The sequence below is a fragment of the Chryseobacterium pyrolae genome (assembly GCF_025153485.1).
GTDB classification, from domain to species: domain Bacteria; phylum Bacteroidota; class Bacteroidia; order Flavobacteriales; family Weeksellaceae; genus Chryseobacterium; species Chryseobacterium antibioticum.
Genome location: NZ_JANZQH010000002.1, coordinates 639,518 through 655,568, shown reverse-complemented (window position 1 = coordinate 655,568; position 16,051 = coordinate 639,518). Strand labels below are relative to the sequence as shown.

Annotated in this window: 13 protein-coding genes and 3 tRNA genes; 12 read left to right on the top strand and 4 right to left on the bottom strand. The window is 35.6% G+C overall.

The genetic code is table 11. From position 1 onward, the window contains the following. Positions 1-9: 9 nt before the first annotated feature. On the bottom strand, positions 10-3,270 hold the full coding sequence (locus tag NZD88_RS06360; protein ID WP_259828300.1) for a helicase-related protein: 3,261 nt from the start codon (positions 3,268-3,270) through the stop codon (positions 10-12). After that, positions 3,270-3,476 (bottom strand): helix-turn-helix transcriptional regulator, encoded by a 207-nt coding sequence (locus NZD88_RS06355; RefSeq protein ID WP_259828299.1) that lies wholly within the window; start codon positions 3,474-3,476, stop codon positions 3,270-3,272. The genes NZD88_RS06360 and NZD88_RS06355 overlap by 1 nt, the downstream gene beginning before the upstream one ends. Before the next feature lie 140 nt (positions 3,477-3,616). On the opposite strand from NZD88_RS06355, the gene NZD88_RS06350 reads away from it, so the two are divergent. Together NZD88_RS06350 and NZD88_RS06345 are read left to right on the top strand one after the other, a co-directional pair. Beyond that, positions 3,617-3,895 carry a hypothetical protein gene (locus tag NZD88_RS06350; protein WP_259828298.1) on the top strand — a complete coding sequence of 93 codons (279 nt, stop codon included), beginning with the start codon at positions 3,617-3,619 and terminating at the stop codon, positions 3,893-3,895. Between the two features lie 447 nt (positions 3,896-4,342). Next, positions 4,343-4,732: a nuclear transport factor 2 family protein gene (locus NZD88_RS06345; RefSeq protein ID WP_259828297.1), complete on the top strand. Its 390-nt coding sequence runs from the start codon at positions 4,343-4,345 to the stop codon at positions 4,730-4,732. Positions 4,733-4,798: 66 nt separating this feature from the next. Here the strand turns inward: NZD88_RS06345 and NZD88_RS06340 are convergent, their stop codons facing one another. After that, on the bottom strand, positions 4,799-6,940 hold the full coding sequence (locus tag NZD88_RS06340; RefSeq protein WP_259828296.1) for an outer membrane beta-barrel family protein: 2,142 nt from the start codon (positions 6,938-6,940) through the stop codon (positions 4,799-4,801). Between the two features lie 299 nt (positions 6,941-7,239). On the opposite strand from NZD88_RS06340, the gene NZD88_RS06335 reads away from it, so the two are divergent. Beyond that, positions 7,240-8,286 carry an MBL fold metallo-hydrolase gene (locus NZD88_RS06335; RefSeq protein WP_259828295.1) on the top strand — a complete coding sequence of 349 codons (1,047 nt, stop codon included), beginning with the start codon at positions 7,240-7,242 and terminating at the stop codon, positions 8,284-8,286. Positions 8,287-8,407: 121 nt separating this feature from the next. Here the strand turns inward: NZD88_RS06335 and NZD88_RS06330 are convergent, their stop codons facing one another. Continuing rightward, positions 8,408-9,262 (bottom strand): DUF4822 domain-containing protein, encoded by an 855-nt coding sequence (locus tag NZD88_RS06330; protein ID WP_259828294.1) that lies wholly within the window; start codon positions 9,260-9,262, stop codon positions 8,408-8,410. A gap of 419 nt (positions 9,263-9,681) precedes the next feature. Here NZD88_RS06330 and NZD88_RS06325 point away from each other — a divergent pair, with 419 nt between their 5' ends. The 9 genes from NZD88_RS06325 (at position 9,682) to NZD88_RS06285 (ending at position 16,007) form a co-directional block, all read left to right on the top strand. Continuing rightward, complete coding sequence (locus NZD88_RS06325; RefSeq protein ID WP_259828293.1) at positions 9,682-10,395, top strand: DUF434 domain-containing protein; 714 nt, start codon at positions 9,682-9,684, stop codon at positions 10,393-10,395. 1 nt (position 10,396) lies between these two features. Beyond that, a complete protein-coding gene (locus NZD88_RS06320) occupies positions 10,397-11,047 on the top strand; it encodes a hypothetical protein (RefSeq protein WP_259828292.1) in 651 nt (216 codons plus the stop codon). Positions 11,048-11,116: 69 nt separating this feature from the next. Then, positions 11,117-12,481: an SDR family NAD(P)-dependent oxidoreductase gene (locus NZD88_RS06315; protein WP_259828291.1), complete on the top strand. Its 1,365-nt coding sequence runs from the start codon at positions 11,117-11,119 to the stop codon at positions 12,479-12,481. 5 nt (positions 12,482-12,486) lie between these two features. Continuing rightward, positions 12,487-12,556 (top strand) — tRNA-Val (locus NZD88_RS06310). A 14-nt stretch (positions 12,557-12,570) separates the two neighbouring features. Next, a tRNA-Leu gene (locus NZD88_RS06305) sits at positions 12,571-12,644 on the top strand. A gap of 26 nt (positions 12,645-12,670) precedes the next feature. Beyond that, positions 12,671-13,096: a hypothetical protein gene (locus tag NZD88_RS06300; RefSeq protein ID WP_259828290.1), complete on the top strand. Its 426-nt coding sequence runs from the start codon at positions 12,671-12,673 to the stop codon at positions 13,094-13,096. Further along, positions 13,083-14,999, top strand: coding sequence for a hypothetical protein (locus tag NZD88_RS06295; protein WP_259828289.1), 1,917 nt, complete (start codon positions 13,083-13,085; stop codon positions 14,997-14,999). Before NZD88_RS06300 ends, NZD88_RS06295 begins: the two co-directional genes overlap by 14 nt. Before the next feature lie 130 nt (positions 15,000-15,129). Further along, positions 15,130-15,198, top strand: a tRNA-Ser gene (locus tag NZD88_RS06290). A 23-nt stretch (positions 15,199-15,221) separates the two neighbouring features. Beyond that, a complete protein-coding gene (locus tag NZD88_RS06285; RefSeq protein WP_259828288.1) occupies positions 15,222-16,007 on the top strand; it encodes a TatD family hydrolase in 786 nt (261 codons plus the stop codon). The last annotated feature ends 44 nt before the right edge of the window (positions 16,008-16,051 follow it).

Sequence of the window (16,051 nt, the reverse complement as noted above, 5' to 3'; positions counted from 1 at the left end):
ATCTATAAATTAAGAAACAAAGGTTTCTGAGATTATTATTTTAGGTTGTATTGGTTCAAAATCAGACTTTGAAATTCTTTCTACCTTTGATGTATATTTTCGTGAGAGTCGGATCATTTCGCTTTCAAGTTTAATAGAATTGCTTTCATTTCTAAACTTATACACCTCGTTAGTCAGATTTAAATAAGTGCCGTTTTTAACTAAAGGAATTAGTTTTTTAACAGCTTCGATAGCTTCTGGACTTGAAATAGCACCATAAGATAGCCAATTTTCTAAATCATTTTTAGCTTTATTTGATCTCAAATCTTTTCCATCTTCATATCCACTAACCATTTCAGGTGTAGTAATATCACTTTCAAATTGCTTTAATATAAAGTTAACCTGATCATAATGAATTTCTGGGATTTCAGATATGCCTTCTTCATTTTTTGATGCTTCAAAAATCTTGACAGCTTGTTCAAATGGTAATGCTGTAGATTTTCCGTCTAAATAAACATATATATTTTTATGTTTTCCATTTTGTACAAAGGCAATACTTAACTGATTGTCATTAGATTTTCTAATACACCTTACTTTTAATGGCATTTTTTTGATTTTAGCAAAATCTTCTGGATTTTGCTCACGAAACTTTCTTAACCACTCCAAATACTGTGTCCGAAGATCTTTCTCCGCATCTTTTTCTTCAAACATTCTAAACTGATCAATTATTTCTTCTAAAGTATAGATTTTATTGTCTTCGCCAAAAGTACTGTGACTACTCTGTAATTTGGCTAAAGACTTTTGGCGTAAATTTATTCTAGTATCACCTTGTTTTGAAGGATAAAAATTATAGTTGTAAATAAATTCCGCCTTAGTTCCAATACGATTTATTCTTCCTAATCGTTGAATTAATTTTGTTGGATTCCAGGGTGTATCGTAATTTACAATTACGTTTGCTCTATGTAAATTGATTCCTTCTGCTAAAACATCAGTCGTTAAAATTATATCATAATCATTTTTTATAATCCCCTCAAAATTTGCGTCAAAATTCTGTTGAATTGTTTCAAACATTTTATTTCGATTTGATGCAGTAATGCTTAAAACTTTATGATTAGTCTCAACAGATAATCTTTCAGTAAGATAGTTTAAAGTGTCAGCTGATTCTGTGAAAATAACAAGCTTACCTAATTCATTTTTATCTTTATTAAAATATTCAATCTTCAGTAACTCTATGAAAATATTCCATTTTGGATCATCAGTTTCTTTTATATTTTTCCAACGTTCATTGAGCTGATATAAATTTTCATAATCCTGTCTCAAACCTTCGATAAAACCTTGTTTAAAATCTGACTGTTTAAAAACTTTATTTTTAGGCTTTTCATCATCAATCTTCAAAATTTCCAATTCGATTTCTTCATCAGTAAGTCCTTTATTTAGCAAATCAGTAATGTCTAGATCTGGTGCTATAAAAATGCTATCTCTTTCATACATTTCAATCATTTGTAGTGTAGAATTAGTAATCTTATTTAAAGATTTTTTAAATGCATGAAAGCTGCTTTCCAACCTTTTAATTAATTGCGTTTGCATAATATATGCTAGAGAACGAGATACAGTTTGAGCACTTTGGTAGAGCCCATTATTTGCTTCATCAGTTAAGTATGCGATTGCTTGATATCTAAAGAAATCAATTTTATTTTTATCAATTATACTATTTGCAGTATCTAAGAAAAGTTCTGCCAAGTTTTCGGATAATTCATATTCGTTAGCGAATGGGTCAACAACTGTTGGGAAAATAATTCCTTGTTCTTTTAAGTCTTTTGCATAACGTTCATTCTTATTTAAATCTGTACGAGTTCTACGAATAGTGATATCTTTAATTACTTTATCTCTAATGTTGTTGAAAATCTCTTGAATTGCCTGCAAATCTAAAGGAGTTTGTTGGATGAGAGTTTTATATTTTACAATATAAGGGTAAAAGAATTTCTGCAAATTAGTTTCTCCTAAATTACTGTTGCGAACATCCTGAAATAATGATATTAAATAATAAATATCTTCTGGTCTATTGTTTAGTGGTGTAGCAGAAATAAGTACAATTTTCTTTTCAAATCCCTCAATATTACCCTCATTTTCTCTGCCTGATTTGCAAATTATCTGCAAGTTCTGAAACTGACGACTTGAATGATTTCTAAATTTATGTGCTTCGTCAACTAATATAAGGTCGTACTTTTCTTTGTATTTTAAAGGGTCATCCTCGTTTATGATTTTGTCTAGGCTTCCATTTGAAATGAAGTCGCATTTTTCATCAATTCTAAATTCTTTGAAAGTGCTTTTCCAGTTTTTTTCTAATGTAGGAGGATAAACAATTAATATTTTTGTTTTTGCGCCATTATTAATAATGAATTTTTTTGCTAATAAAGCAGCCATAACAGTTTTACCTGTCCCCACTACATCAGCAAGAAAAAAACCATTGTGCTTTAAAAGAAGTTCATATCCTTGATTTACAGCATCTATTTGATAACTTAATTTCTTGAACTTTTTTAAAGGAATATCATCTATGCTATCAGGATCATATTCTATGTTTTTACCAAAAAACTCAATTAAAAATTTCACATATATTTCAAATGGAGTTGGATTTACTTCAAGATATGTTTTCTTTATTAAGGTTGGAGCATCAGTAGGTAATATTGGAGAGCTTTGATCCCAGAGTTTTTCAAATTCTTGATCTGCGAATTTCACATTATCAAAATCTCGAAGTTCAACATTCATTTCGTAATTAAATTCAACACCCTCCAAACCTAATCCTTGAGCTGTTAAGTTTGAAGACCCCATTATAACCATCCCATTTGGGTTATGTTCATTAAAATTAGGAGAAAGAAAAATATAAAATTTAGAATGTAATTTTTTAGAATTATGGGCTCTAATCTCAATTTTACGTTCGGCAATATCTTTAATGAGTTGTAAAATTCCTTTTTCTACCTCACTTCCATAATTAGATGATGAAATATCTTCTTGTATTGACTCAATAAAAGAATCTCTAACATCTTTTGCATTATTACTAAATAGTAATCCTTTATTCTGAGCTAAAGCAATTAAAGGATCAACATCAATTCCTGCAATAATTTTAATTTTTAAATCTTCTGGAAAATGTTTTCGTATAGCAAAATAGCCTGATGCTCTAAAATATCCTATTACAGATTTAAAATATTCTATATTTTTCATATGGTCAAAAACCCCTACAAATTTTTTGTAAAGTGTATTTGAACCCTGATTTGTAAAAAAATTGGTACTCATTATTTTGTAGAATTCAATAATTCTTTAATATCAATATCTAAAAGTTTCGCTATTATTAGCAATGTTTCCATAGAAGGCTGTATTTCATTCCTACACCATCTAGAAATAGTAGTTTCAGATTTATCTAATTGTGCAGCAAGCCATTTTCCGGTTCTTTGTTTTTCAGCCAAGACAGCTTTAAGTCTATTTATTGGTATTTCTTGCATAGAAATATACATTTGGTGTAAAGATATTTTAATATTCAATATTAAACAACAGATTTTAGGTGTAAAAATTGTATTGCAAGAATGAAATTATTCAATACAAATTTTATAGTTTACCCTGAAAAATTATATAACTTAGAATTATGGAAAATAATCAAAAAACCGATTCGAATTTCATCAAAATACTATTTGTACGTCTTGCTTTTGATGATGTATATACTCTCGAACAAATTGAAAATTTAAATAAAACCGATACGATAGCATCAGATTTTTTTATCGATTTTGATTATTTGAAAACGAAATCGTTGGATTACATTCTGATGACAGGAGAAGATATTTTTGATAGGAAAGATAATCCCTTGTTTGAATTTCATTATAGAATTTATCTTTTCTATAACAATTTATTGCCATTTGAAAGATAGCAACTCCATAACGATTATTTGAGAAAATGCTTACTCTTTGATTCTAAAATTAGCTTCAGGTTTGATGCAGATAATCATAAAATTTCCAACACATTATTAAGATACTGTGTTAGAAATTCTTGTATGTTTTTTGATGAATTTGACCGTTCTACTGGAATGCTTGATGTTGAATATTTTTTAATGACAGTTGATCATTATTCTAATAACTATGTTAAATACTATTAAAATGCAAGTTTTGTCCAGGTTAGATCACAGAAAATCAAGCACTTACAGAAATGTAGGTGTTTTTTTTATGCCACTGCAATAAAATTGTATTTCAACCAGAAGAATAATCCGTCAAAAAATATCCTGCGAGTATGAGGTTAAATAGGATAGGATGGTAACACGAATTTCATCAACTTGGTTATATTTTTGTATTATTATGTCGTTACTTAAAAAGATGAAAAAATGACAAATCTTGAAATTGTAAAAAGTACTTACGAAGGAAAAACTTCAGAAGAAAACGGTGCCAATCTGGCCCAATATGCAGCTGATCATATTTCCTGGACAGAAGCGAAAGGGTTTCCCTATGCAGGAACTTATATCGGTCTGGAAAATGTGGTGAAAAATGTATTCAGCAGATTGGGAAGTGAGTGGATTGACTATAAATTTACTCCCGAGGATTATGTGTCCAGCGATGATAAAGTGGTAGCCTACGGATCTTATACAGGTACAAATAAAGTGAGTGGGAAACATCTTGAAGCTAGAGTAGCTCACATTTGGAAACTAAAAGATGGTAAAATTATTAGTTTTGAGCAGTTTGTAGATAGCCAGACAGTCAATGATTCAATGAAATAGGATTATCAAATGTATTCATAAAAATACCCAGTCTTTAAAACTGGGTACTTCTATATTTTAATTCTCTTACTTTCCTCCACCACTATTTTTCTCCACATCCGTCTTTGTATTTCCTTTTACTTTCTGGTTTCCGAAACGTTTTACGAACGATAGTGAAAACCCATACCAGTCAGATCTTGTTGCGGTTCTTGAGGTTCCTTCCTGGCTGTAACTTGTGGAATCAAAATTTGGTCTGCTGAAAATATTCATCAGCTGAAGACTTACTTCCATTTGTGTTTTAGGGAATATTTTGGTGGCAGAGATATTATGGAAAATATTCGTTTTATTCGCGTATGAATTTCCGTTATTCTGATTAGAAAGCTCTGCCCAGATACTCAGATTAATGTTTTTGTTGAACAGGTTCGTGTACGACAAATTAGCTGAGGCTCCCAGATAATTGATATATTTTTGACCTTTCAAATTGTTGATTTCATTAAAATCATGATTGTCAATATAGTACCATCCAACTCCTACATTCACATTTAACTTATTTTTCAGGAAAGTCTGGTTAGTATTCGCAAAAAGGTAATATTTCTGTACTTTTCCGTTGAAATTATCCGGCAGGGTTACCAGTCTGCCATTTTCCTCAGCTAAAGAGGTCCAGTAATCCTTATCCGTATACATATACCTCGCAGATAGGAAGTACTTTTTAAGAATTCCCAGTTTCATATAAATTCTGTGACTCGGGTTCGGGTCCAGGTCCATGTTTCCACGGGAAAATGTTCCGTCATTTGTAGGAACAAGAAAAGGATTGAACTCCGAATACCACGGACGCCACAGATTACGGTTGTACGTCAGGGTCAGGTCATATTTATCGGAAAAAGAATATTTCAATAATAAATTGGGAAGCAAAGTACTGTAGGAATCCTTTCTGTTTTTCCCGGATACATCTTCCCTCATTTTATAATCGATATGTTCATAACGAACTCCGACTCTTGTTTCCAGCTTCTCAAAGAAGGTTTTGCTGTAGTTCGCATAGAGGGAATTGATATTGTCCTCGTAATGAAAAATATCATTCGTACGGAGATTATCTGCATTATTTCCTGACAGCGTATTTGGGATCACATTATTATTGAAATCCATTTTCCCACCTACTTCAAAGCTTCCGCCTTTTCCAAGGGGCTGGGTGTAATCCACTTTGATATAATAGTTTCTGGTCTGCTCATGAGAATTGATTCCCAGCTGACTTACTTTTGAATTATCGCTGTATGTTTTTAAAAATTCATTAAGATTTTCCTGAGAATTGTAATTGGATCCTAAATTGACATCCAGAATCCTGTTTTTCTCCTTATCATAGTACTTATAAAAAACATTCGTCCCCAGCGTACGGTAACGCCCCGTTACATCCTGATCCTGATGATAAGATTCAGGTTGATCATTATCCCTGGTTCTGAGGAAATCTGCATCAGAAGTGGAGGAATTTTTACTTTGATAATATTCCAGAATAACGCCTACATTGTTTTTGTCATTCAACTCATATTCTGAAGTAGATGACATGGATGGGCTTTTGCCTCGTCCCAAAGTTTCGTTGCTGCTCTGGGTAATATCATTATCCTTATACAGCATATTAAGACTGGTGTTTCTCTGTAAATAGGAATTGTCACTGTAACTTCCGATCAGGGTCTGCGTGAAACTTTTCTTATGATAATTCAGGTTAAGATTCGTATACTGTGAGTTTTTAGCATTCTGTCTGTTGTTGAAGGTTACGCTGCCCTTCATGCCTTCATCATCCCTCTTTTTCAGTACAATGTTAATCACGGATCCCGCTGTTTCATAACGCGAGGACGGACTTGTAATCACTTCAATTTTCATCAGGTTATCCGCAGGAATGGTTTTCAGATACTCCTTTAATTCCTTACCCGTAAACACCGATTTTCTGTCATTGATATAAACCGTAACAGATTCACCTTCCGCTTTCACCGCATCATTATTATCAATGCTTACCAGAGGCGTCATTCTCAGAACATCCCAGGTTGTATTTCCAGCAAGGATAGAGCTGTTGGATACATTAAAAACCGTTCTGTCTGCTTTAGATTCTACGGTAGGCTTTCTTGCTGTTAGGGTAACACCTTCAATCTGATTTTCCTTCTGCTTGATGGTGTCATTTTTTACCTGTGCAAAAACCAAAGTACCCATTAATAAAGCCGCCGAACATATAATTATTTTCATCTAAAGTGATATTTCACCAATAAGACACTTATTATAGGAGGTTTGTTACATCAGATTGGAAAAATAAATAAAAAATTCACATAGGCCTGAATTTTCATTAAATCATATTTCATGGCTCTTATCATATTGTGATAGCCCTTATTTTTTAATTGATTTGAGTGCCTTATAATAAGATCTTTAACCCTTATAAAGTAAAATGCTTCCTTTGTTCGTTGATTTATATAAATAAGAAATCTATTCTTATATTTATTCTTCTGATTCAATCTTAATTATCAAGGTTCAGAACAAAAAACAACGTAATGAATTTAAAAAAACAAATGGGACAGTTTCCCAATGAAAAAAGGAAAATATATTTCAGTACACTCCCCAATTATACCAACGGGAAATTTCAGAATATACTGCCTACACCGGCGCTGCTGGAAGGTGAAAGTATGACCAAATTACTCCTGCAGACCTTATGCAAAATAGAAAATGTAACCCCAAAATTACCTATTCCATTTGTAGTAACGGATCTGAAGAACCTTAAGCCTGAAGAAAATGCGCTTGTATGGTTTGGGCACAGCTCTTATTTCATCCAAATTGATGGCAAAAAATTTCTGGTAGATCCGGTTTTCAGCGGAAACGCTTCTCCGATGCCGGGGTCTATAAAGGCATTTCCCGGATCAGACCATTACAAGCCTGAGGATATGCCGGACATCGATGTACTCCTTATTTCTCACGACCATTGGGATCACTTAGATTATTCAACCGTTCAGACCCTGAAAGAGAAAGTAGGGAAGGTCATATGTGGATTAGGAACCGGGCAGCATTTCGAGTATTGGGGATGGGAGACGGACAAGATAATTGAAAAAAACTGGTGGGAAAGCATTGATTTGGCTGATGGTTTCACCGTCACACTCACTCCGGCAAGACATTTCTCAGGAAGACTGTTGAATAGGAATATCTCACTGTGGACTTCCTTTGTTCTGCAAACCCCTTCTAAAAAACTTTTTCTGGGTGGCGACAGTGGCTACGGAAATCATTTTACTGAGATTGGTGAAAAGTATGGACCCTTTGATCTTGCTGTGATGGAATGTGGACAGTACAATGAAAAATGGCCTTATATCCACAGTCTACCCGAACAGATTATTGAAGAGGTAAAAGAACTGAAAGCCCGGAACTTTATTCCCGTTCATCATTCAAAATTCAAATTGGCCCAGCATCCATGGTTTGAACCTTTGGAATTGGTCTCAAAATATGCAGAAGAAAACAATGTACCAATTACCCATCCCATAATTGGAGAAAAGGTAGATCTGGATCAATTGGGAGAGGTAGCCTGGAAAAAATGGTGGGAAGAGTTGATGTAAAAAACAGTTGAAATTCTTCTTCAATGATTGTAATGAAGATCATAAACAGCTTAAAATAGGAGTCTGCGGCCCGAATTCGGGCCGCAGACTTACATCCATAATCAACTAACTTAAAAAATATCTAGGGTTCCTGATGATTCACTTTGGTATGGATGATATCATAGTAAACAGCAGGATTTCCTGCATCAGGAGTGATTCTGTAGGTAAATTCTGAATTGTTCAGCGTAAGAATATCAACCGTTCTGGTGAAAAGGATATTTCCGTTTGCATCCAGAGCCGTGATTGTTCTTTTCTTTCCGTCCAGAGAAATAGACCATGTTCCCTGAGATCTCAGCACATTATTCAATCCATAAATCGTAAAAGTTCCGTTTGCTTTAAAATAAGAATACCCAACGAAGCCCGAAACACTAGGATCCGTTAAGGCTACAGGATTTCCGATACTATTTTTAGCACCTGTAGTTTCCCATGGGGTAGAAGCTAAAGTAAGCTGTCCGTTCGTTGGTTCAGCGTGTGTTGTTTTGGTGTGAATAATATCGTAATAGACAGAAGGATTACTTGGATTGGTGTGAATTCTATAAGTGAATTCATTATTGTTCAGCACAAGAATATCTACAACGCGGCTAAAGATGGCGGTTCCGTCAGGATTTAATGCGGTGATCGTTCTTGTTTTCCCCTGTGAATCCACAGACCAGGCTCCTCTGGATCTTAAAACATCGTTCAATCCGTAAATCACGAAATTTCCGTCAGCTTTGAAGTAAGCAAAACCTACAAAACCGTTTACACTGGCATCATTAAGATTCACAGACTGGCCATTTTTGTCTTTTGCAGCCGTAGTTTCCCACGGAGTAGAGGAAAGCATCTGAGAGGGAGTCATCTGTTCCATAACAACATTGTTGTCATTATCAGAACAGGAAACAAAAGCAGCAGACAGGAGGATGGCCGTAAGCAGGTAACATAATTTTTTCAATGTATTCATAATCGATATTTTTATTCACTGCAAACATATCCCTTATGAAAATCAAAAAGTTGTACGAAATATCTCTTTTGTTGTAAAATGTATAACTCCACATTTCAGATGTTGATAAATTAACATGAAATCTGGATAATATATTTTTGTTGTCATAATAAGGTCAGGAAGTTTGAAGCTGGAAGAGGGAAGTTTTTGAAGTTTAAAGGCAGAACTGTAACGTGGTTTTATTAATTTTAAAACAATTTCATCAAATTTTAGGATAACTGTTAAAAATTATTGGCCAATAGCAACTCCCAGCTTCCCTATTCCAGCTTGCTGTTTCTTAATCTTAACTTCCTAAATCCAAGCTCAAGTCAAATGATAAGTAGTAGAGAGTCATAAACAGATTACTGCAATTATATCCCTTTAAAAAACTATTTTTGAATATGAATAACAGAAACCGTGGGAAAAATACAGGTGATGATGTACTGTTCGGCTCACAAAAACAGCTCGATAAGCTGAAAATGGGTGTTCAGGATATGCTGTATGTATTAAGCAGAGGTTATCCTGAAAAAGCTTCCTCCGAACTTGTAGGAAACCGATATAAACTGAAAACAAGACAGATTCAGGCATTACGCGGTGCTTCTGCATCCGGACAACAGATAGAAAATAGAAAACTTAGACAACTTGAAGTTTCGGATTTGAAAGGTAAAATTCTTTATCTGGATGGTTTTAACGTATTGATCTTAATGGAAAGTTTACTTTCAGGCGCTTATGTTTTTGAAGGAGCAGACGGATGTTTTCGCGATCTTTCCGGTGTTCATGGAACCTATAAAAGAGTCAACCAAACACAAAGAGCTATTGCATTGGTGGCTTTATTTTTCCAAAAAGCTGAGGTACAGAAACTGGTCTGGATCTTTGATAAACCAGTTTCTAATAGTGGACGGATTAAAGAGATTGTTCTCGATTATGCACAGGAAAATAAACTGAATTGGGAGGCGGAACTGGAGTACAATCCGGATAAATTTATAGCAGAAAACTCAGAAATAGCAGTCTCTTCAGATGCATGGATTCTGGATCACTGTCAAAAATGGTTCAATCTCATTGCCTGGCTGATCACAGAAGAAAAACTGGATGCTAATCTCATTAAAATGGCTTAAAATGAATGTGTTTACACCATATATTCCACTAATTTCAAACTCCTGGACAGAAAAATACCAAAGTATTCTTGCTGAAGAGCACCTGCAGACCATAGAAAATAATATCCGGAAATTTCCGGATAAGATTCTGGAGTGGGAGCTGCCTTATTTTAACGAAGAAATTAAAACAGACAGAAAAGAAAGTTTCGAACTGTTCATCGATATATTACAAAGCAATGACTGTGATGAGGTTAAAGCGTTACAGTTGGAAAAAATTCCATTTGAACACTGGTTGAATATTTTGGGTCAGCGCCTTACTTCTGCCAGCATCAGGGATGAAAATGCTGTTCCACCCTTAAAAGAGACTTTGCTCGAAGCCTGCCGGAAACCTTTTAACAGCGAAATTACCATTGCACACAGAGCCTGGGAAAAACATATCGGAAGAATGGATGACCTGTTCTGGGGCGAGATCAAAGGAAATAACCAGCAGAAACAGAAAAATGTCATGGAGAAGATCTCCTATATTCTGGACAACAGAACCTGGTGGAACGTTTTCTATCATTACAAACATGAACTTGTTTTTGAAGTCAGGGAAAAAGAAGGTCATGGCATTCGTTGGAGTCATGGCGGAAAACAGTTAATAGGTTTTCTTGAAAAATTTATTAATGAATAGGTGATAAAATTTCACTGCGTAAAAAGATTGCGTACTGAGTAAATAATTTTGCAGACATATACTGAAGCTATGGATTTTTCAGATCAAAAATTTTCGCAAAATGAATGGGAAACATGTCTCAAGGTTCTGAATGCCTTGAAGGATGCCCCGTTTATCAATCCTGACAACAAAACATTTTCAGGATTGATCACGAAAATTCATAAGAATGCTAAAAAACAAATCCGCCACGAAAATTATTCCATGATGAAATCTCATGATCTTGCGGTGAGTTCTGATGCTGTGCTCATGCAAAAAGCATTGTCAGGAGCTTCAGCTTTTTACGATGAAGAACGAGATGAGACAAAACTCACTCCGCTTCAGATCCCAAAAAACTGCTACTGCTGTAACCAGAGCTATCAGTATGCTCACTCTTTCTACACCAGACTCTGTCCGAAATGTGCCGCACAAAATTATGAAAAGCGTTTTGAAACGGCAGATCTCAAAGGAAGAAATGTCATTCTGACAGGAGGAAGAGTAAAGGTAGGATTTGCCGCAGCATTGAAACTGCTGAGAAACGGGGCCAATTTGGTTTTGACAACCCGTTTTCCTGCATTGGCGCTGGAACTGATGCAGCAGGAAGCAGATTATGAAGACTGGAAAGAAAAACTTTGGGTGTACGGTTTGGACCTGAGAAATCTGAAGGCGATACAGGATTTTATAGATTTTTATAAAACCCGTTTTGATACATTGGATATCCTGATCAATAACGCAGCCCAGACTATAAAATATCCCGATGAATATTATCTTCCGATCATCAAACATGAAAAAGAAAAGTGGGTTGAATTTAAAAATATTCAGAATCTTTTTCCTAATCAGACAGAAATTTCGAGCGAAATCGCAAAACTTGAATATGCACAGAACGAGGAAACTCCGGTTGCACTTACCCGTTTCGGACAACCTGTGGATAACAGAGAAAAAACGAGCTGGAATTCTACACTGGAAGAAGTTTCCATGTATGAACTGGTAGAGGTGAATCTGATCAATCATATCGCCCCTTATTTTCTGATCAAAGAACTGAAACCTTTGATGAAAAATTCAGCATTTCAGGAGAAATTCATCATCAATGTGACCTCTTCAGAAGGTATTTTCAGCTACGATAATAAAACGGTATTTCATCCGCATACTAATATGACAAAGGCAGCGCTGAATATGATGACGCTCACCTCAGCAAGAGAATTTGAAAACGATCAGATTTATATGAGTGCGGTAGATGTAGGATGGATTTCTACAGGAGCCAAAGAAAGCCTTCGAAAGAAACAGTTTGAGCAGGGATATATTCCGCCACTGGATTCTGTAGATGGAGCTGCGAGAATACTGCATCCGATCGCTGAAGGGATAAAAGGAAATTATTACAGCGGCGTATTGCTGAAAAATTATAAAATAAATACCTGGTAAAAGGAGAAACGTTAGCTCAATGGAAGAGCGCTGAGTCGACAAGTCAGAGGCGCAGGTTCGAATCCTGCCGTTTCACAGAGAATAATAAGGAAGGAAATAGTTTAACCTGGAAAAAACCAGCTTCTAAGAAGCGAATTATCGGTTCGAATCCGATTTTCTTTCATTTTTTATCATCAAAAAATAAAAGCCATGTTGAAAAAGATATTTGATTTTTTTAGAGATAACGGTCCTGTTGAAGAAATAACAGCTTTTCCTGCCATAGAGGAAATTCAACTTCATTTTGTAGAAAATATGAATATTCCTGAATCATCTGAAATTAAGCCTCACAGAATAAAAAGGACAGAGGCAAGAGAAAAAATCAACAACTTAGAAGAACATACTAAAACCTATAAAGAATACTGTCTGGAAAAGACAAGCAATCAGCATACCCTGAAAGCACCCGGATATAAGATCATTGAAAAGGATGGCAGTACTGAAACCTTTAGAATCTATGGCGATGGCTTTATCTTTCATGGTGAACACAAAATCCTTCGCGTAGAAAGTTACTATTTTGTAAAGTATATACAGCAGGAATATAACCCCATAACACAACTGACAGAAAATGCATACGACTGATCCCATCACAAGATATAAAGTATTCTCCACGGAAGACCTTCCGGAGACAGCTTCTGATGAGCAGGTGACCGTAGAGATCTATGGCAAAAATATCATATGGAACATTGAAGAACTGAACGGAAACCTTCTGCTTCGGGGAGAAGGATGTCATCTTCCGAATCTTACAAAGGTCAATGGATCTCTTTCTGTAGATGCGGCAGACTGCTCTCTTCCCAATCTTAAAACGGTAGAAGAAAATTTCACCCTTCATTGTTTTGCCCAAATCTGGGGACTGGAAACCGTAAAAGGGCATTTCAAATGCATCATTGATTTTGATTTTAAAAATCTGGCAACGATAGGAGGAAATATCTCCGTTAAAAAAGCCAATGTCATTGCAAGAGGTAAAAAGCTGGTGCAGTCCAGAATCGTTATCCCGATCAATCATCAGTATGAAGTGGAATTTCTTCCGAAAGAAGGTATTTTCAATATTGATATTTTTGGCAACGATATTATAATTCCGCATGATGAGATCCGAGGAAAGATCAATGTTTACGGTAAAAATGTATCTTTTCCCTACCTTGAATTTCTTCAGGGGCAGATCAATATGGAATGCCGGGACAAAACAGGACATTATTTTACGCACGATTTTCCTGAACTGAAGAAAATAATAGGACACCTTAGATTTGAAAAAACAAAAGCTTCTTTTCCGGTGCTGCAGGAAATCACAGGAAATATTCTATTGGAACAGGGTTGCTATGCAAATTTTCCATTGCTGGAAACTTCAGGCAGCATTTCTGTTAACCATAATTCAGGCGTAAGATTTCCATTATTGAAGAATGTGAATGGAAATATTCAGAATCAGGGCGAAACCTGTCATTTTACCGCTCTTGAAAAGGTGAAAGGAAACTATAAGACATTCCGCACGATTGCTCCCAGGCTTCAGGAAGTCGGGGATCTGGAGATGCATACTTCTTTGGAATTTGATCATCTTAAGAGAATCAACGGAAGGCTGATTAATGCATTTAAAGTTAATTTTAAATCCCTGGAGTATATTAATTTTTTCGGTGATGAAAGACAAAACGGGTCGCATCTTCCGGCATTAAAAGAGATCAATTTTTATCTGTACCAGAAGGATGATCATTTTGAGCATCTGGCTAAAAATATTTATTTTAAGATCAACGACAGGATGTATCTTTCCAAGGATAAACTGATCCTTTCGGGAATGTCTTTCAACTATGTGGTTCATCAGCAGAATTATACCATCCGGAAACTGGTTTCTATCCTGAAGCTACGTCACAGCAGTTTTCAGAACTTTATGACAAGAGAGTATGAACGCCAGTGGACGAGGTTTGATACCCCGTTTTTTACCAAAATTCTTGAAAAAATAGAAAAACTCTGGAATGTGGTGGAAACCATACAATTTGAAGAATTCTTCGAATCCACGGACAGAAATCTGCGTCTCTTCTGTTTTAATTATGTAGGAGTAGGAAATCTGATGAAGCGTCTGGAAGCGGAAAAGATCAATGAAGAAGAAGCGGAACTCAATTACAACGAATACGATCAAAACGGAAATAAAATCCAGATTAGGAGAGTCAACCGTTATGAAGTGTATAAAATTGAAAATAGAAAATTAGGAATTTATACATGGCGCGAAACAGATCAGTATTCCTACGCCGTAAAATGCTGGTGTCCTTCCACAGAAAAGGAACACTGGCTTTGGATAGAACAGGAGTATAAAGGAAATGCACTCACCGCTATTGCCTCTACTTTCAGGATACACGAAAACATCATTCCACACATCAAATGTCTGAAAAGACAGGGCGATCTTCTGATCTGTGAACTGGAAAGGGAAATTACGCCACGAGGTTTTCCCAGAGCATTGACGGCATCAGAATATTTCAGCCTGCTGGAAGTGGAAGCATAAATAAAGAAACAGTAGTTTAACTGGAAAAACATTCCACTCAACGGAAAGTTGCAGGTTCGGGCCCTGTCTGTTTCTATTTTAAAACTAAAACAATGAAGGAATAGTAAACTCTTAAATTTTCAAATAAACGGAGGCAATAGTTTAATGGAAAAACGCACACTGCTAATGTGATATGCGGGTTCGACTCCCGCTTGCCTCCCTTTTTTAACAAAACAAAAACAAATGAATACATACATTGATATTGGCATTAACCTGACCAATAAACAGTTCTATAATGAACACGAAGAAATTATCAACCGAGCCTTGGATAATGGGGTAGAGCAAATGATCCTCACCGGAACAAGCGTACGCGGAAGCAAAGAATCTGCGGAGATCGCAGAAGAATATCCTGAGATTTTATTTTCTACAGCAGGAATTCATCCGCATGACGCCAAATCGTTTAATCAGGAAAGTATCCGGGAACTTCGGAACCTTCTGAAATTGAATCTTGTAGTCTCGGTAGGAGAGTGTGGATTGGATTTTGACCGGGATTTTTCACCCAGACCCATTCAGGAAAAATGCTACAGAGCCCAACTGGAACTGGCCGTTGAGGTGAATAAACCACTTTTCCTTCATGAAAGATCAGCGTTTAAAAGGTTTAATGAAATTACGGATGAATACCTTTCCAGATTATCGGAAGCGGTTGTTCATTGTTTCACCGGAACTTTGGAAGAAGCTAAAATTTATCTTGATAAAGGGTTTTATTTAGGATTTACAGGCGCTATAAGTGATGACAAAAGATTTAAACAGCTGGAAGATGTCATAAAATACACGCCGCTGGACCGGATGATGATCGAAACCGATGCTCCGTTCATGCTTCCGAAAAATATGCCGAGAATACAGAACCGCCGCAATGAGCCGTCTTTCTTGCCATATGTAGCACAAACGATCGCTCACTGGAAGAAAATAAGTATTTCCGAAGTCGCGGATGAAACTACAGAAACCGCCAGGAATTTTTTCAAACTATAAAAAAGAGCTCTACTCATCAAGTAAAGCTCTTTTTTTATGGTGAA